This is a genomic window from Salinicola endophyticus (assembly GCF_040536835.1).
Classification (GTDB): Bacteria; Pseudomonadota; Gammaproteobacteria; order Pseudomonadales; family Halomonadaceae; genus Salinicola; species Salinicola endophyticus_A.
Map to the genome: position 1 here is coordinate 1,690,622 of NZ_CP159578.1, position 14,369 is coordinate 1,704,990.

Annotated in this window: 19 protein-coding genes; 5 read left to right on the plus strand and 14 right to left on the minus strand. The window is 65.1% G+C overall.

Annotation, left to right across the window (positions count from 1 at the left end; translation table 11 throughout):
- Positions 1–14: 14 nt before the first annotated feature.
- Positions 15–1,691 (plus strand): 30S ribosomal protein S1, encoded by a 1,677-nt coding sequence (gene rpsA / locus ABV408_RS07715; protein ID WP_110676223.1) that lies wholly within the window; start codon positions 15–17, stop codon positions 1,689–1,691.
- A 263-nt stretch (positions 1,692–1,954) separates the two neighbouring features.
- On the opposite strand, the gene ABV408_RS07720 is transcribed toward rpsA, so the two are convergent.
- From ABV408_RS07720 to ABV408_RS07745, 6 genes are all read right to left on the minus strand, one after another.
- The gene (locus tag ABV408_RS07720; protein WP_353981848.1) at positions 1,955–2,350 is read right to left on the minus strand and encodes a hypothetical protein; all 396 of its coding nucleotides are present in this window, start codon (positions 2,348–2,350) and stop codon (positions 1,955–1,957) included.
- A 73-nt stretch (positions 2,351–2,423) separates the two neighbouring features.
- Entirely contained in the window at positions 2,424–3,143 is a 720-nt protein-coding gene (locus tag ABV408_RS07725) for an RNA methyltransferase (RefSeq protein WP_353981849.1), read from the minus strand.
- A 143-nt stretch (positions 3,144–3,286) separates the two neighbouring features.
- Entirely contained in the window at positions 3,287–4,930 is a 1,644-nt protein-coding gene (groL, locus tag ABV408_RS07730; RefSeq protein ID WP_353981850.1) for a chaperonin GroEL, read from the minus strand.
- Positions 4,931–4,991: 61 nt separating this feature from the next.
- A complete protein-coding gene (locus tag ABV408_RS07735; RefSeq protein ID WP_035473701.1) occupies positions 4,992–5,285 on the minus strand; it encodes a co-chaperone GroES in 294 nt (97 codons plus the stop codon).
- A gap of 210 nt (positions 5,286–5,495) precedes the next feature.
- Positions 5,496–6,011, minus strand: a complete 516-nt coding sequence (locus ABV408_RS07740; RefSeq protein ID WP_353981851.1) for an FxsA family protein — start codon at positions 6,009–6,011, stop codon at positions 5,496–5,498.
- Between the two features lie 102 nt (positions 6,012–6,113).
- Entirely contained in the window at positions 6,114–6,371 is a 258-nt protein-coding gene (locus tag ABV408_RS07745; protein WP_353981852.1) for a ComEA family DNA-binding protein, read from the minus strand.
- Between the two features lie 269 nt (positions 6,372–6,640).
- Between ABV408_RS07745 and pyrF the strand changes: the two genes are divergently transcribed.
- Complete coding sequence (pyrF, locus tag ABV408_RS07750) at positions 6,641–7,345, plus strand: orotidine-5'-phosphate decarboxylase (RefSeq protein WP_353981853.1); 705 nt, start codon at positions 6,641–6,643, stop codon at positions 7,343–7,345.
- On the opposite strand, the gene lapB is transcribed toward pyrF, so the two are convergent.
- The 3 genes from lapB to ABV408_RS07765 all read right to left on the minus strand — a co-directional run bounded on the left by lapB (position 7,346) and on the right by ABV408_RS07765 (position 9,216).
- Positions 7,346–8,533 carry a lipopolysaccharide assembly protein LapB gene (lapB, locus tag ABV408_RS07755; RefSeq protein WP_353981854.1) on the minus strand — a complete coding sequence of 396 codons (1,188 nt, stop codon included), beginning with the start codon at positions 8,531–8,533 and terminating at the stop codon, positions 7,346–7,348.
- Position 8,534: 1 nt separating this feature from the next.
- Positions 8,535–8,840 carry a lipopolysaccharide assembly protein LapA domain-containing protein gene (locus ABV408_RS07760; RefSeq protein WP_035473692.1) on the minus strand — a complete coding sequence of 102 codons (306 nt, stop codon included), beginning with the start codon at positions 8,838–8,840 and terminating at the stop codon, positions 8,535–8,537.
- Positions 8,841–8,919: 79 nt separating this feature from the next.
- Positions 8,920–9,216: an integration host factor subunit beta gene (locus tag ABV408_RS07765; RefSeq protein ID WP_035473690.1), complete on the minus strand. Its 297-nt coding sequence runs from the start codon at positions 9,214–9,216 to the stop codon at positions 8,920–8,922.
- 456 nt (positions 9,217–9,672) lie between these two features.
- Here ABV408_RS07765 and ABV408_RS07770 point away from each other — a divergent pair, with 456 nt between their 5' ends.
- Together ABV408_RS07770 and ABV408_RS07775 are read left to right on the plus strand one after the other, a co-directional pair.
- Complete coding sequence (locus ABV408_RS07770) at positions 9,673–9,900, plus strand: succinate dehydrogenase assembly factor 2 (protein WP_051895987.1); 228 nt, start codon at positions 9,673–9,675, stop codon at positions 9,898–9,900.
- Positions 9,860–10,288: a hypothetical protein gene (locus tag ABV408_RS07775; RefSeq protein WP_353981855.1), complete on the plus strand. Its 429-nt coding sequence runs from the start codon at positions 9,860–9,862 to the stop codon at positions 10,286–10,288. Before ABV408_RS07770 ends, ABV408_RS07775 begins: the two co-directional genes overlap by 41 nt.
- A 94-nt stretch (positions 10,289–10,382) precedes the next feature.
- On the opposite strand, the gene ABV408_RS07780 is transcribed toward ABV408_RS07775, so the two are convergent.
- Positions 10,383–10,619 carry a YqjD family protein gene (locus ABV408_RS07780; protein WP_051895978.1) on the minus strand — a complete coding sequence of 79 codons (237 nt, stop codon included), beginning with the start codon at positions 10,617–10,619 and terminating at the stop codon, positions 10,383–10,385.
- A gap of 212 nt (positions 10,620–10,831) precedes the next feature.
- On the opposite strand from ABV408_RS07780, the gene ABV408_RS07785 reads away from it, so the two are divergent.
- Positions 10,832–12,013, plus strand: a complete 1,182-nt coding sequence (locus ABV408_RS07785) for an NAD(P)/FAD-dependent oxidoreductase (RefSeq protein ID WP_353981856.1) — start codon at positions 10,832–10,834, stop codon at positions 12,011–12,013.
- A gap of 79 nt (positions 12,014–12,092) precedes the next feature.
- Here ABV408_RS07785 and ABV408_RS07790 read toward each other — a convergent pair whose 3' ends face one another.
- From ABV408_RS07790 to ABV408_RS07805, 4 genes are all read right to left on the minus strand, one after another.
- Positions 12,093–12,392 carry a YqjK-like family protein gene (locus tag ABV408_RS07790; RefSeq protein WP_353981857.1) on the minus strand — a complete coding sequence of 100 codons (300 nt, stop codon included), beginning with the start codon at positions 12,390–12,392 and terminating at the stop codon, positions 12,093–12,095.
- Positions 12,385–12,765 carry a phage holin family protein gene (locus ABV408_RS07795; RefSeq protein WP_353981858.1) on the minus strand — a complete coding sequence of 127 codons (381 nt, stop codon included), beginning with the start codon at positions 12,763–12,765 and terminating at the stop codon, positions 12,385–12,387. The genes ABV408_RS07790 and ABV408_RS07795 overlap by 8 nt, the downstream gene beginning before the upstream one ends.
- Positions 12,765–13,106 (minus strand): YqjD family protein, encoded by a 342-nt coding sequence (locus ABV408_RS07800; RefSeq protein ID WP_035473675.1) that lies wholly within the window; start codon positions 13,104–13,106, stop codon positions 12,765–12,767. The genes ABV408_RS07795 and ABV408_RS07800 overlap by 1 nt, the downstream gene beginning before the upstream one ends.
- 75 nt (positions 13,107–13,181) lie before the next feature.
- A complete protein-coding gene (locus ABV408_RS07805; RefSeq protein WP_353981859.1) occupies positions 13,182–14,105 on the minus strand; it encodes a phospholipase A in 924 nt (307 codons plus the stop codon).
- Positions 14,106–14,369: the final 264 nt, after the last annotated feature.

Below are 14,369 nucleotides of genomic sequence, written 5' to 3' on the forward strand. Positions count from 1 at the left end.
CACGTAGGAATCACATGAGCGAAAGCTTTGCTGAACTGTTCGAACAATCTCTCCAGGACATCAACATGGAGCCCGGTGCCATTGTCATGGCAACCGTGGTCGACATCGAAGGCGACTGGATCACCGTCAACGCCGGTCTGAAGTCCGAGGGTCAGATCCCCGCGGCTCAGTTCCGCGACGACAACGGTGAGATGACCATCGCGGTCGGTGACGAAGTCAAGGTCGCACTGGAAGCCGTTGAAGACGGTTTCGGTGAAACCCGTCTGTCGCGCGAGAAGGCCAAGCGCGCCGAAGCGTGGAAAGAACTGGAAGCGGCCTTCGAGAAAGACGAAATCGTCAAGGGCGTGATCAACGGCAAGGTCAAGGGCGGCTTTACCGTCGACGTCTCCTCGATCCGTGCGTTCCTGCCGGGTTCGCTGGTCGACGTGCGTCCGGTTCGCGACACCGCGCACCTGGAGCACAAAGAGCTGGACTTCAAGGTCATCAAGCTCGATCCGAAGCGCAACAACGTCGTCGTCTCCCGCCGTGCCGTGCTCGAAGCCGAGAACAGCGCCGAGCGTGAAGCACTGCTCGCCACCCTGCAGGAAGGCCAGCAGATCAACGGTATCGTCAAGAACCTCACCGACTACGGCGCCTTCGTCGACCTCGGTGGCGTCGACGGTCTGCTTCACATCACCGACATGGCGTGGAAGCGTATCAAGCACCCGAGCGAGATCGTGGCCGTCGGCGACGAGATCAATGTCAAGGTGCTCAAGTTCGACCGCGAGCGCAACCGCGTGTCGCTGGGCCTGAAGCAGCTGGGCGAAGACCCCTGGGTCAACATCGTCGACCGCTACCCGGAAGGCACCAAGGTCAACGCTCGCGTCACCAACCTGACCGACTACGGCTGCTTCGCCGAGCTGGAAGAGGGTGTCGAAGGTCTGGTTCACGTCTCTGAAATGGACTGGACCAACAAGAACATCCATCCGTCCAAGGTGGTTCAGGTCGGCGACGAAGTCGAAGTCATGGTTCTCGACATCGACGAAGAGCGTCGTCGTATCTCCCTGGGTATCAAGCAGTGCACTACCAACCCGTGGGAAGACTTCAACGCACGCTACAACAAGGGCGACCGCGTTGCCGGTACCATCAAGTCGATCACCGACTTCGGTATCTTCATCGGTCTGGAAGGCGGCATCGATGGTCTGGTGCATCTCTCCGACATCTCCTGGAGCGAAGCTGGCGAAGAAGCAGTACGTCAGTTCAAGAAGGGCGACGAAGCGGAAGCCGTCATCCTCTCGATCGATCCGGAGCGTGAGCGCATCTCGCTGGGCATCAAGCAGCTCGAAACCGATCCGGTCTCCGAGTTCCTGGCTGTCAACGACAAGGGCTCCGTGGTCACCGGCCGCATCATCGAAGTCGATGCCAAGGAAGCTCACGTCGAACTGGCCACCGATGTCATCGGTATCCTCAAGGCCTCCGAGATCAGCGCCGACCGCGTCGAAGATGCGCGCAACGTGCTGAACGAAGGTGATAGCGTCGAAGCCAAGATCGTCAACGTCGATCGCAAGAGCCGCGCCATCAACCTGTCGATCAAGGCCAAGGATCAGGTCGACACGCGTCGCAACATGACCAAGCTGCGCGATCAGGATGTCGAGACCAACGGTCCGACCACCATCGGTGATCTGATCAAGCAACAGATGGGTCAGGACTGATCCTTCGGATTCGGTCTCCCCATGAAAAACAGCGCCTTCGGGCGCTGTTTTTTTATGTCTGTCATTCGGCAATCGACGGGGCGGTGACAGCGCCTCTCCGTGTTCGGCGAGGGGCGTCTCGCTCAACCGGTAGACCTCCGGCGGCAGGGTGTCACGAGGGCGCTGTGACCCCCTCCCTGGGCGCTGCCTTTGCCATCCATGGCAAAGGACCCTCGCTTTGCTCTCCCCCGGCGCCCATGTTCACAGGGTGGGGCCATGAGCGCTCAACGCTTGAGCCAGCCGCGCCAGCCTCGTCCACTCTGCGTCGCGTGCCCGCTCGTGGCCTGGTGGCCGGAGAGCTCGGCGATGGCCTGCCTGAGCGGCTGGATGATGGCATCCAGGTGATAGCTGCAGAGTGAGGGATCCAGCGCGGCCGGACACTGCGCCATCAGCAGGCCGCAGTGGTAGGTGGCGACGTCCAGCGAGGCATGCACCGGCGGGAACGGCGAGGCCTCTTCGCGACAGCGCTTGAGCTCGCGCAGCAGCATCTTCAGCATCTCGGCGTCGAGCCAGCAGGGCGGTGCCGAGGGGGTGGCGGTGGGCAGCGAGTGACGCACGGCTTGAAAGGAGACCAGCAGAAAGACGCAGGTATAGTGGAGTCGGGAGCGCTCTGAAGACATCGGTCGCCATCACTCTATTGATGAGAGTGATTACCATTCTCTATGGCTTCGGTCTTCCTGTCAAAAGATGTCGTCATTCGTGGCGTTCGAGCGCATTGAGCACCCCACGCAGGATCGAGAGCTCCTTGCGGCTGGGCTCGGCGCGGGCGAACAGGGCGCGCAGGTGTGCTTCGGTCTTGGCGTGGGGCTGATTGAGGAAGCCGGCGCTGTCGAGCGCCCGATGCAGGTGCGCGTGGAAGTGCTCGAGCTGCGCCAGCGTCGGGTAGATCGTTTCTCGCGATGATGGCGTCTCGGCGACGGCAGTACGGTTGGCCTGGCGGAACGCCTCGTAGGCGACGATCTGGACCGCCTGGGAGAGATTGAGTACGCCGTAGTCGGGGTTGGCGGGGATGTTGAGCTGATGCGTGCAGTGGCCGATCTCATCGTTGGTTAGTCCGGAGCGCTCGCGTCCGAAGACCACGGCCACCGGGCCGTCGGGAAGGCGCTGCCAGGCCGCCTCGAGCATGACATCCGGGGCGTGGTAGCAGGGCAGCGGCAGACTGCGCAGGCGCGCGCTGGCGCCGATCACCTGCACGCAGTCGGCCACCGCTTCGTCCAGCGAGCCGACCACTCGGCAGCCCTCGACCAGGTCGAGCGCGCCGGCCGCCAGGCGGGTCGCCTCGGGGTCGGGAAACTGGCGCGGCGCGACCAGCACCAGATCGCTCAGACCCATGGTCTTCATCGCCCGCGCGCTGGCGCCGATATTGCCGGGGTGATAGGTCTGGACGAGGACGATACGAATACGCTCGAGCATGCGAGAAGGCTCCTGAAACGAGACGGCGGGAGCGGCAGCATCGCGGAACGCGCGCTGAAACCAAGACCCTGAACCAAAAAAAGCCCCGCCAGTGGCGGGGCTTTCCATGATACCTGAAAGTCTCAGGCGATGGCGGGGAAGGCTTACATCATGCCACCCATGCCACCCATGCCGCCCATGTCCGGCGCGCCGCCACCGGCGGCTTTCTCTTCCGGATCCTCGGCGATCATCGCTTCGGTGGTGATCATCAGACCACCCACGGAAGCGGCGGACTGCAGCGCGGTGCGGGTCACCTTGGCCGGGTCGAGCACGCCCATCTCGAACAGGTCGCCGTACTCGCCGGTCTGCGCGTTGTAGCCGAAGTTGCCTTCGCCGTCCTTGACGCGGTTGATGATGACCGACGCCTCTTCACCGGCGTTGGTGACGATCTGGCGCAGCGGAGACTCCATGGCACGCAGCGCGATGGCGATGCCGTGGGTCTGGTCTTCGTTGTCGCCGGTCAGGCCGTTGACCATGGTCAGCACGCGCACCAGGGCGGTACCGCCACCAGGCACGACGCCTTCCTCGACCGCTGCACGAGTGGAGTGCAGGGCGTCTTCGACGCGGGCCTTCTTCTCTTTCATCTCGAACTCGGTGGCGGCACCGACGCGGATGACGGCAACACCGCCAGCCAGCTTGGCGACACGCTCCTGCAGCTTCTCGCGGTCGTAGTCAGAGGAAGTTTCCTCGATCTGTGCGCGGATCTGGCTGACACGAGCTTCGATGTCGGACTCGACACCGGCGCCGTCGATGATGGTGGTGTTCTCCTTGGACATGGTGACGCGCTTGGCGCTGCCCAGGTGGTCCAGGTTGGCCTGCTCGAGGTTCAGACCGACCTCTTCGGAGATCACGGTGCCACCGGTCAGGATAGCGATGTCCTGCAGCATGGCCTTGCGACGGTCGCCGAAGCCCGGTGCCTTGGCTGCAGCAACCTTGACGATGCCGCGCATGTTGTTGACCACCAGCGTGGCCAGCGCTTCGCCTTCGATGTCTTCGGCGATGATCACCAGCGGCTTGCCGGCCTTGGCGACGGACTCCAGCACCGGCAGCAGTTCGCGGATGTTGGAGATCTTCTTGTCGACCAGCAGCAGGTAGGGGTCTTCGAGCTCGACCGCCATGGTTTCCTGGTTGGTGACGAAGTAGGGCGAGAGGTAGCCGCGATCGAACTGCATGCCTTCGACCACTTCCAGCTCGTCTTCGAAGCCGCGACCTTCGTCGACGGTGATGACGCCTTCCTTGCCGACTTTCTCCATCGCTTCGGCGATGATCTCACCGATACGCGCATCGCCGTTGGCGGAGATGGTGCCGACCTGGGCGATCGCCTTGGCGTCGGTGCACGGCACAGAGAGCGCCTGGATGTGCTTGACGGCTTCGGCGACGGCCTTGTCGATGCCGCGCTTCAGGTCCATCGGGTTCATGCCGGCGGCGACGCCCTTGAGGCCTTCGTTGACGATCGACTGGGCCAGGACGGTAGCGGTGGTGGTGCCGTCACCGGCGGCGTCGGAGGTCTTGGAAGCGACTTCCTTGACCATCTGCGCGCCCATGTTCTCGAAGCGATCCTTCAGCTCGATCTCTTTGGCGACGGAGACACCGTCCTTGGTGACGGTCGGCGCACCGAAGGATTTCTCGAGCACGACGTTGCGACCTTTCGGGCCCAGCGTGGCCTTGACGGCGTCGGCGAGAACGTTGACGCCGCGAACCATGCGCTTGCGGGCATCATCAGAGAACTTGACTTGTTTAGCTGCCATTGTCCGATCTTCCTAAATGCGATACGTGGAAACGTGATAAATCAGCGAGTCGAGCGATCGATCAGCCTTCGACGACGGCCAGGATGTCGCTCTCGCTCATGATCAGAACTTCTTCGCCGTCGACCTTCTGCTTCTCGACGCCGAAGCCTTCCTTGAAGATGACGGTGTCGCCGACCTTGACGTCCAGGGCGCGAACTTCGCCGTTGTCGAGGATGCGGCCGTTGCCGACGGCGAGGATTTCACCGCGGGTCGGCTTCTCCTGGGCGTTGCCCGGAAGCACGATGCCGCCAGCAGTTTTCTGCTCTTCTTCTGTGCGACGTACGATGACGCGATCGTGCAAGGGACGGATTTTCATTGCTCACGTTCTCCTGATGGTTGCATGTTGCAAATGCACGTTCCCGGTGAGCGCTGCTCAGCGGGAGAAGGCTTGCGCCTTCCGGTTAATGGGCCTGATGGCCTAAAGCTATCGCTGCTGCCTTGATTGGGTCGGGCAAGACGCTTTCAAGGGGAGAGCGTAAATTTTTTGTCCAGATCAGTCCGTGGAAAGACCATGCCGCGGTGGCGCTTAGCGCGAATCGCCACCGCGCCCGCTGCCGTCGCGTCCGATATAGTCGCCTTCCAGCGGGCGCACCTCGGGCTCGTCGTGCGCTGATGAGTCCCCGTGGGAGGCGCGTGCCGCGGGTTCCCACTCGCTGCCACGGGGGCCTTGCGCACGGCTGCCGCTGTGCGTGCCTGGGGCCGCGACGCGCGGGAACCAGCGTCGCGCCAACTGGCCGCTACCTGGCAGCAGGCACACCAGGCCCAGCAGGTCGGAGAGAAAGCCCGGCGCCATCAGCAGCACGCCGGCCAGCACGAAAGTGGCACCGGCCAGCAGGTCGTCCGAGGGGAGTTCGCCTTGGGCCAGGCGTTCGCGGGCGCGTTGCAGGGTGAGCAGACTTTCGCGCCGGATCAGGTGCAGGCCGAAGGCTGCGCTGAGGGCGATCCAGAGCAGGGTCAGCAGCAGCCCGAGCTTGGCACCCAGCGTGAACAGGACGATGACATCCGCCAGCAGAAACAGCGCGAGTAGAAAGAGCAGAGGCATGGTGTCTCCCGGAAAAACCGATTTTCCTCAGATGGAGACGACCGCGGAGAAATACAAGCACCGCCGCTCCCTGGCGGTGATCGACCGGACTTGCCGATGGGGTCAGAGAGTGGCGTCGTCCTTGAGCTTGGCGACGGTGGTCTCGCCGATGCCGCTGACGCGGGTGAGGTCGTCGAGCGACTCGTACTTGCCGTTGGCCTTGCGATCCTCGACGATCGCCTGGGCCTTGACCTCACCGATCCCCGGTAGCGTGGCCAGCGTCTCGGCGTCGGCCTGATTGAGATTCACCGGGTCGGCGAGCGCCGGCAGGCTGGCGGCCATGAACAGCGACAGCAGGGCGATACCGAACAGCTTTTTCATGTCGATCTCCTCTTGGTGTCGATCTCGTCGATAAGACGAGGCTTGCCGGTCAGCGTGGCCCACTGACCGGCGTGAGAGGGGGAGGCAAGTCTGCCTCCCCGCCTATGAAGCTATCGACGCGACGCCCGCTCGCTTGACGTTGAATTCGCCCTCGATTGATGTACGTGATGGCTTACGACTCGCGACCAATCCCCACCGCCGGGCCACGGCAGCGCGGTGACAACTTCGGTATACTCCGGCGCGAATTCACAATGCCGGAGATGCCTCCCATGGCCGCCACGCAGTCGCCGCTCATCATCGCCCTGGACTACCCGGACCTGAACTCGGCGATGGCGCTCGCCGATACGCTCGATCCGGCACGCTGCCGGGTCAAGATCGGCAAGGAGCTATTCACTCGGGTCGGGCCGCAGGCGATCGAGGCCATGCACCGGCGCGGCTTCGAGGTATTTCTGGATCTCAAGTTCCATGATATCCCCAACACCGTTGCCGGTGCGGTCGAGGCGGCGGCGGATCAGGGGGTGTGGATGGTCAACGTCCACGCCGCCGGCGGGCGCCGGATGATGGAGGCGAGTGCCGAGCGGCTGCGCCAGCGCGGACTGTCGACGCGGCTGATTGCGGTTACCGTGCTCACCAGCATGGCGGACGACGAACTCCAGGAGATCGGTGTGGCGGGGGACGCCATGAGCCAGGTCGAACGCCTGGCGCGGCTGACGCAGCAGAGCGGGCTCGATGGGGTGGTGTGCTCGGCACGTGAGAGCGAGCGGCTGCGCGCGATCTGTGGCGAGACATTTCTGAAGGTCACGCCGGGTATCCGGCCGGCCACCGCGGCGACGGGGGATCAGCGCCGGGTCATGACGCCTGAGGCGGCCATGGCAGCAGGCAGCACCCATCTGGTGATCGGTCGTGCAGTGACCCAGTCCGCCGAGCCGATGACGGCGCTGGCCGAGATCGAACGCGCGCTGGGAGCGGGCTGATCACTCGCCTTCGAGGCCGGTGATCGGTTTGCTGGTGCCCCAGCTATGGCAGCTGGGGCACTGCCAGTTGAGCTGTTCGGCAGCGAAGCCGCAGCGATGGCAGCGGTAGCGTGGGCGGATGCTGAGCAACTGGTGAGTGTGCTGCTTGAGCAGCTCCAGGCGGTCGCGCTCGCCAGGGTCACTGTCGGCCAGATAGAGATCCATCAGGTAGTCGACGCCGCGCAGACTGGGGTGATCGCGTAGCTGATCGCTGACGAAGGCACAGGCGATCTCTGCACCCTGGCGACGATGCAGTGCGTCGGCGGCCATGATCACGACGCTGGTGGGTGGCGAGCGCTGTAGCTGCTGCTCGAGGAACTGCCACCAGCCGTCATCGTCGTCGAGCAGGCGATAGGCGTCGCGCAGCGGTTCCAGGACCAGGGTGGTAAAGCTCGGATCCTGCTCTGGCACGCGCTGCCAGTAGCGAATCGCGTTGCGGTACTGGCCGATATCCCACTCCAGCTGACCCAGTATCCAGTTGGCACGTACGCAGGATTCGTCGATGTGCAGCGCTTGGCGCAACGCCTTGCGCGCCAGCGACGGGCTGGCGTTGCGGCGGTGCTGCAGTGCCAGCTCGCACAGCCAGTGGGCGGCGGCGCGGCGCATGTCGGGGTCCTGGCGCACCAGCTGCGGCTGGGCGATCTCGAGTGCCTGGCTCCACTCCTTCTCGCGCTGGAACAGATCCACCAGCAGGCGCTTGGCGGCGAGTTTCTGTTCGTCGTCGACATTGGCCTTGTTGAGCGACAGCAGCAGCCGCTCGGCACGGTCGAGCAGGCCCAGATTGAGGAAGTCGCGTGACAGCTCCAGCTGAACCTGGCCGCTCTGGGCGGCGGTCAGTGCCGGGCGGGCGAGTAGATTCTGATGGATGCGCACGGCACGGTCGGCTTCGCCGCGGGAGCGGTAGAGGTTGCCCAGTGCGATATGCGTCTCGACCGTGTCGCTGTTGACCTCAAGGGCCTGGGTGAAGGTCTCGATAGCGCGGTCGGGCTGCTCGTTGAGCAGATAGTTGAGCCCCACGAAGTAGTCGCGGGGCAGGGGGTGAGCGGGCGGCGCACGCTGCGTGCGTTGACGGCTGCCCTCCCAGCGCCCCAGCCACCAGCCAATGGCGATGGCTGCCACCAGCAATGCCAGTAGCAGAACGTTCGCCATGTCAGGTGCTTTCCTTGAACTCCTGCGTGCGCAGGCGATCGAGTTCCTTGCGCTGTTGCTGGTTGTGCCGCTGGGCCCGGGTCAGCAGCGTGCGCAGGCGCAGGTACATGCCGGTCATCGCCAGCATCCCGAGGATAACGCCGCTGGCCAGGGCCACCAGCAGCCATAGCGAGAGCGAAGCCGGGGGCAGCTCGACCCAGATCAGGTCCAGCGGTAACGGCTGCTGGTTGTTGACGGCGAAGAGGATGCCGAGCAGCAGCACGATGATCAGAACGATGGCGAGAAAGACGCCTTTGAACCAGCGCATAGTGATTTCCAATGACGAGCCGCAATGACACCCCCGCCGTCGAGGCGGTAGGCGGCGTCACGACGCGGTGACTGATCGATCAATAGCCCAGCGCCCGGCTGGCATTGACCTGCTCGCGCAACTCCTTGCCCGGCTTGAAATGCGGGACGTACTTGCCGTCGAGATCGACAGGATCGCCGGTCTTGGGGTTGCGGCCGGTACGCGGCTCCCGGAAGTGAAGCGAAAAACTGCCGAAGCCGCGAATCTCCACGCGTCCGCCCTCGGCCAGCGCATGGGTGATATCGTCGAGTATGACGCGCACCGCCGCCTCGACTTCCTTGGCCGATAGTTCGGGTCGGCGAGAAGCAATCTGTTCGATCAATTCAGACTTGGTCATCGACACTCTCCGTGAGCCGTCTGCCCGGCGGTGACGGACGCTGCCCCGAGGGGCATCCGACCTCTATTATTGTCGCTTCAGCATACTGCGCAAGTTTCGAGAAAACAACGCATTACGCGCGGCAAAAAGCAGGCGCCGGGGGCGTTGGACCAAATGCCCCAAAGTGCGCTGCGGTCAGGGCCTGGCCGCTACCCGCGCGAGCCCCGGTGCGGCGACGCGGCCAGCCGGTGTGGCTGTCCTGCTGGCAGTGGCCCGGTGACGGTATCGGTGGCGATCATAGTGGGTGCGCAGCGCCTCGGCTATAATGGCGCCCGACCCCGCTGCCCGGGGCGCCAGACCGCGTCACCGTCGGGCGGCCCCGGCGTGGCGGGCCATTTTCAGCAGTGAGGAGCGTTCGTGGCCGATAACGATGAAGACATTGCGCGCAAGCGGCTCTACTGGCACTCGCGTCGTGGCATGTGGGAGCTCGATCTTCTGCTGGTGCCGTTCCTCGAAGCGCGCTACGACGCGCTGAGTGCCGAGGATCAGGCCCGCTATCGCGAGCTGATCGCCGAGGAAGACCAGGATCTGTTCGTCTGGCTGATGCGTCGCGAGTGGCCCAGCGACCCGGAATTGCGGCGTATCGTGCAGATGATCGTCGAGCATGCCGAGAACACTGACCGCGATCGGCGTCAGGCGCTCTAGGCTGGCGCTGGCACTCGGCGCCGGGTGGGTCGTGGCGCTGCTGCTGTTTGCCGTGCGCTTTCTTGCCCCGGACGTGGCGTTGGGCGTGGGGCTCGCCGGGTTGGCGGGGCTGGTCTGGGAGTGGAACCGTCAGCCACGATGGCGCTGTCTGCGCTGCCGCGATGAGCACGGGCGGCAGCAGTGGGAGATATCGGGTGATGGGCGGACCTGGCGCGAGGTGCACTGTCGCCCGCTGCGCGTGGCACCCTGGGTGTGTGGGCTGGCGCTCGACGGTCGGCACTGGTGGTTATGGCCGGACGCCTGCAAGAGCGCCGATAGGCGAGCACTGCGTCTGCGCTTGGTCGCGGAGCTCGACGCCAGCCGCGACAAGGCAGCCACGAAGAGGTGACCGCTGTCCGCGGCTGACGTTGGATCCTACGGCGCACGCTTGGGGCTCGCGGGGTGACGGCAGCCCGGCGACATTCGTCGTCGGGCCGCGGTTATCAGCGACGACCGACGAAGAAGCCGATCGCGAAGCCGGCCAGGGCCGCGACGCCGATACCGCTCCAGGCGTTGCGGTGGACGTAGTCGTCGGTATCCCGCCACGCCTCCTCGGCGTGCTCCATCAGATCTTGGCCCATGTCATCGGCGCGCTGACGCGCACGCTGCACGCCGGCACGTCCGCGCTGCTTGGCCTCACGATAGTAGTGACGGGCGTCGTCTCGATAGTGTCTGCTCATGGATCTTCCTTAATCGAAGTGGATGACTCGCGGGCGAGAGCGTCGCGTTCTCAGTGTAGTTGCAGTTTCATGACGCGCTAGGGTCGACACGAAGAAGGGCGCGACGAAAAGGCAGCGGTGCGACGCCTGCCGATTCGTCTTCGCCGCCGAGAGAGTCGGCGTTTCCCTGTTAGAATGCGCGCCCACTCAATGCTGCCGGGAGTCGCCAAGTCATGCCATCCTACGACGTCATCGTGATCGGTGCCGGCGCCGCCGGGCTGATGTGCGCACTCACCGCGGGCTACCGCGGGCAGCGGGTCCGGGTCATCGACCACGCCAACAAGGCTGGCAAGAAGATCCTGATGTCCGGCGGCGGGCGCTGCAATTTCACCAACCTCGCCACCGCGCCACGCCACTTCTTCTCGCGCAACCCACACTTCGCGATCTCGGCGCTCAAGCGCTATACCCCACAGCACTTCGTCGAGCTGGTCGAACGTCACGGCATCGAGTATGTCGAGAAGGCGCCGGGGCAGCTGTTCTGCGCCGACTCGGCCAAGTCGATTGTCGAGATGCTGCTCACCGAGTGCGCCTGGGCGGGGGTCGAAGTCTCGCTCTCGACCACGGTCGAGCGGGTCGAGCGTCTGGGCGAGGGGATGCGCCTGGAGAGCTCTGCCGGCAAGTTCGACGCCGGCGCCGTGGTGGTCGCCAGCGGCGGGCTGTCGATTCCGACCCTGGGCGCCAGCGGCTTTGGTTACGAGCTGGCGCGCCAGTTCGGGTTGGAGGTGACCGCGACCCGGGCGGCGCTGGTGCCGTTCACCGTGACCTCACAGTGGAAGACGGCGCTCGCGGCGCTATCCGGGCTCTCCTGCCCGGTGGCGGTGAGCTGTGGCGATGGCCACTATCGCGAGCCGCTGCTGTTCACGCACCGCGGGCTTTCCGGGCCGGCCATGCTGCAGGCCTCCAGTCACTGGGAGCCAGGCATGGCGCTGACGATCGACTGGCTGCCGCAGCTCGAGGTGGCGGAGGCCTTGCGCCAGGGTCGGCGCCAATCGCCGCGCAAGCGTCTCGCTGGCTGGCTCGGTGAGCAGTTGCCGCGTCGCCTGGCCCAGGCGCTGGGTGAGTGGCAGGGGTGGCCGGATACGCCGCTGGCGGATCTCTCCAATGCCCAGATCGAGGCTCTAGCCGAGGCGCTGACACGGTGGCAGTTCAAGCCCGCTGGCACCGAGGGCTGGCGCACGGCAGAGGTCACGCTGGGCGGTATCGATACCCGCGCCATCTCTTCCAAGACCTTTGCCGTCGAGGGGCTGCCGCAGTTGCGTTTCATCGGTGAGGTGCTGGATGTCACCGGCCAGCTGGGTGGCTTCAACTTCCAGTGGGCGTGGGCGTCGGGGGTGGCCTGCGGTCAGGCGCTGTGAATCCGGGGTAAGGCGAGAGACGACAGCCGCCGATTAGGGCGGCCGTGCGTGTGGCACATGACTGAGTGCGGGTCGTGGCTCAGCGCCGACGTCCGCGAGTAGCGCGGTAGAGGGCCTTGCCGCGGTTGTACATCATCAGCCCGGTCAGCGCGCGCCGGAGTAGACGGCCGGTCGCGCGGGGCTTGCGCGCGCCGCGCAGGGCGAACAGGCTGCCGGCCGCCATCAGCGGCACCCGCCAGCTCACCAGTTTTTCCCAGGCGTTGTCGATCGGGGCGGTGGCATCGCGCCATTCGCGCATGGCGGCAGTCATCTCCAGGCGCTGTTGCAGAATCTCGTGCTCCAGCGCCTCGATCCGTTGACGGTGGCTGCGTTCACTCATGCTCCGGCCTCAGTGCCTGGCGATCGTGGTCGAGGTGGCGCAGGGTCGCCGCCATCAGCTTGCGCCGGCGGGCCACACGGCGGGCCGCAAGGATCAGCCCGGCGGCGATCACGAACAGGGCGCCGGCACAGATCGCGATCACCTGCAGGCGATTCTCTTCCCAGTACATCACCACGATCAGCAGCAGCAGCATGCCGACGGCGAAGGAGAGCATGATCAACCCCGCGCCGGCCAGCAGCAGCAGCGTGAGCAGACGCTCGCGCTCGGCTTCCCACTCGACCACGGCAAGACGCAGGCGCGTCTCACCGGTGTCGATCAGGTTGGCGATCAGCCGCCGCGCCGCGCCGATCACATTCTCGGCGGGCCCCGCCATCAGCGCCGCCCCAGCAGCAGCCCCAGTACCACGCCGGCAGCCGCACCGATCCCGATGCTGGTCCACGGGTTGTCGCGCACGTAGCGGTCGGTGGCGTCGATCTGCTCCCGGGCGCTGTCGTAAAGGGCTTCACCGCGCGCCTCGAGCCGCTCGCGCGTATCCTGCAGGCGCTGCTGGGCGCGCTCGCGCAGTTCGGCAATATTGCTGCGCGAGTCATCGGCGGTGGCGTGGATCAGCTCCTCGACCGTCTGCGACAGATGACGCAGGTCTTCCTTGAGCTGTGCGGTGGAGGCTTCGCGCTCGCGTTCCGGGTGCTGGCCGCCGGTGGGTTGCATGGTCATGGGTGTCTTCCTTTGACAGTCGATTGGCAGGGTGATGACGAACAGCAGTCAGCATAGTCAGCCCGGCGGCAGGCATCAACGCGTGCCGGGAATCCCGGCGAGGAAGGTGTTGATGCTGAAGCCCAGCCCGAAACGCTGCACGTCATGGTTATAGTCGATCAGACTCTCGCCGTAGCCACGATAGTACTGCACATAGCCGCGGACCTTGCCGAACAGCGGGAAGGAGTAGTCGAGCTGGCCGCCGTAGTGGGCCTGGCCCGGGTTGCCGCGCAGCATCAGCGACACTTCCTGATCGCCGATCGCGCGCACCAGGGTGAGATCGCCATAGCCGATGTAGTCCTCGAGATCCGGGTTGTCATCGTCGCGATCCTTCTCGGGAATGCGCCAGTGGGGCGCCACGCTGAACGCCCAGTCGCCGCGCTGGAAGATCGTCTCCGCGTAGAGGCGGTTCCAGCTGCGTGACAGCGGGTCGGAGCGGCCGTTGGATTGGTGGGCGAAACCGACCCGATTGATGGTGTTGGTCCAGCCGAGCACGGTCCAGCTGTTGTCGAAGCTCATGAAGGCTTCCGGCTCGTAATTGGTCTCGCGGAACGGCGAAGAGGCCTCGGAGTTGTAGGCCTGCCACCAGCTGCGCTGGGTATAGGCGAAGTAGAGGTCGCCATTGCGGCCGAGTATGTCGTCGAGCAGCTTGACCTTGAAGCTGAGCTGGAACTTCACCTCGGAGTGATCGACGTCGCCGTCGGTGGAGATCTCGCGGAAGTCAGCCTCGTCCGGGTTGGTGTTGTAGGTCCACGGCATGACGTAGTTACGCCGATAGGCGGTAATGGCCAGCGGGTTTTCGGCCGTCTCCGCTTCCAGATCCCGGCGAACCTCGGCCTTCTCGCTCGCCTGCTGGACCGGGTCGGGCGTGGCCTCCACGGTCTGGGCCAGCGCCAGCGGTGCCATCAGCGTGCCCATGACCACGAGGCTTGAGGAGGAGAGTGAGCGGATTGGCGTCATGAGACTGTCCTGTCGATAGAGTCCTGGTCGCGAAGGTCGGCCATGGCGAGTGCCGAGGCGCTTCGTGGGGGCGTCGCGATATCCGGCGGCCCCGGGGGTGCCATCGGTGGCGAGCCGGTGCGATGAGCGCACGCGTCGGAGGCGCCCCGCCGGCGCTGATGATAGAGCCAAGCGGGGCGGCGTGGCGAGCGGCGCTGGCGATCGGCCCTGAAACCCTGGAAAATCGCCCCGACGACTCCAGGGACGTTTCCCCGGGGGACGGTG

What these genes read in the sequence shown, in the direction of transcription:
- rpsA (WP_110676223.1), top strand. Translation starts at nt 15, where the DNA reads ATGAGCGAAAGCTTTGCTGAACTGTTCGAACAATCTCTCCAGGACATC.
- ABV408_RS07720 (WP_353981848.1), bottom strand. Translation starts at nt 2,350, where the DNA reads ATGTCTTCAGAGCGCTCCCGACTCCACTATACCTGCGTCTTTCTGCTG.
- ABV408_RS07725 (WP_353981849.1), bottom strand. Translation starts at nt 3,143, where the DNA reads ATGCTCGAGCGTATTCGTATCGTCCTCGTCCAGACCTATCACCCCGGC.
- groL (WP_353981850.1), bottom strand. Translation starts at nt 4,930, where the DNA reads ATGGCAGCTAAACAAGTCAAGTTCTCTGATGATGCCCGCAAGCGCATG.
- ABV408_RS07735 (WP_035473701.1), bottom strand. Translation starts at nt 5,285, where the DNA reads ATGAAAATCCGTCCCTTGCACGATCGCGTCATCGTACGTCGCACAGAA.
- ABV408_RS07740 (WP_353981851.1), bottom strand. Translation starts at nt 6,011, where the DNA reads ATGCCTCTGCTCTTTCTACTCGCGCTGTTTCTGCTGGCGGATGTCATC.
- ABV408_RS07745 (WP_353981852.1), bottom strand. Translation starts at nt 6,371, where the DNA reads ATGAAAAAGCTGTTCGGTATCGCCCTGCTGTCGCTGTTCATGGCCGCC.
- pyrF (WP_353981853.1), top strand. Translation starts at nt 6,641, where the DNA reads ATGGCCGCCACGCAGTCGCCGCTCATCATCGCCCTGGACTACCCGGAC.
- lapB (WP_353981854.1), bottom strand. Translation starts at nt 8,533, where the DNA reads ATGGCGAACGTTCTGCTACTGGCATTGCTGGTGGCAGCCATCGCCATT.
- ABV408_RS07760 (WP_035473692.1), bottom strand. Translation starts at nt 8,840, where the DNA reads ATGCGCTGGTTCAAAGGCGTCTTTCTCGCCATCGTTCTGATCATCGTG.
- ABV408_RS07765 (WP_035473690.1), bottom strand. Translation starts at nt 9,216, where the DNA reads ATGACCAAGTCTGAATTGATCGAACAGATTGCTTCTCGCCGACCCGAA.
- ABV408_RS07770 (WP_051895987.1), top strand. Translation starts at nt 9,673, where the DNA reads ATGTGGGAGCTCGATCTTCTGCTGGTGCCGTTCCTCGAAGCGCGCTAC.
- ABV408_RS07775 (WP_353981855.1), top strand. Translation starts at nt 9,860, where the DNA reads ATGCCGAGAACACTGACCGCGATCGGCGTCAGGCGCTCTAGGCTGGCG.
- ABV408_RS07780 (WP_051895978.1), bottom strand. Translation starts at nt 10,619, where the DNA reads ATGAGCAGACACTATCGAGACGACGCCCGTCACTACTATCGTGAGGCC.
- ABV408_RS07785 (WP_353981856.1), top strand. Translation starts at nt 10,832, where the DNA reads ATGCCATCCTACGACGTCATCGTGATCGGTGCCGGCGCCGCCGGGCTG.
- ABV408_RS07790 (WP_353981857.1), bottom strand. Translation starts at nt 12,392, where the DNA reads ATGAGTGAACGCAGCCACCGTCAACGGATCGAGGCGCTGGAGCACGAG.
- ABV408_RS07795 (WP_353981858.1), bottom strand. Translation starts at nt 12,765, where the DNA reads ATGGCGGGGCCCGCCGAGAATGTGATCGGCGCGGCGCGGCGGCTGATC.
- ABV408_RS07800 (WP_035473675.1), bottom strand. Translation starts at nt 13,106, where the DNA reads ATGACCATGCAACCCACCGGCGGCCAGCACCCGGAACGCGAGCGCGAA.
- ABV408_RS07805 (WP_353981859.1), bottom strand. Translation starts at nt 14,105, where the DNA reads ATGACGCCAATCCGCTCACTCTCCTCCTCAAGCCTCGTGGTCATGGGC.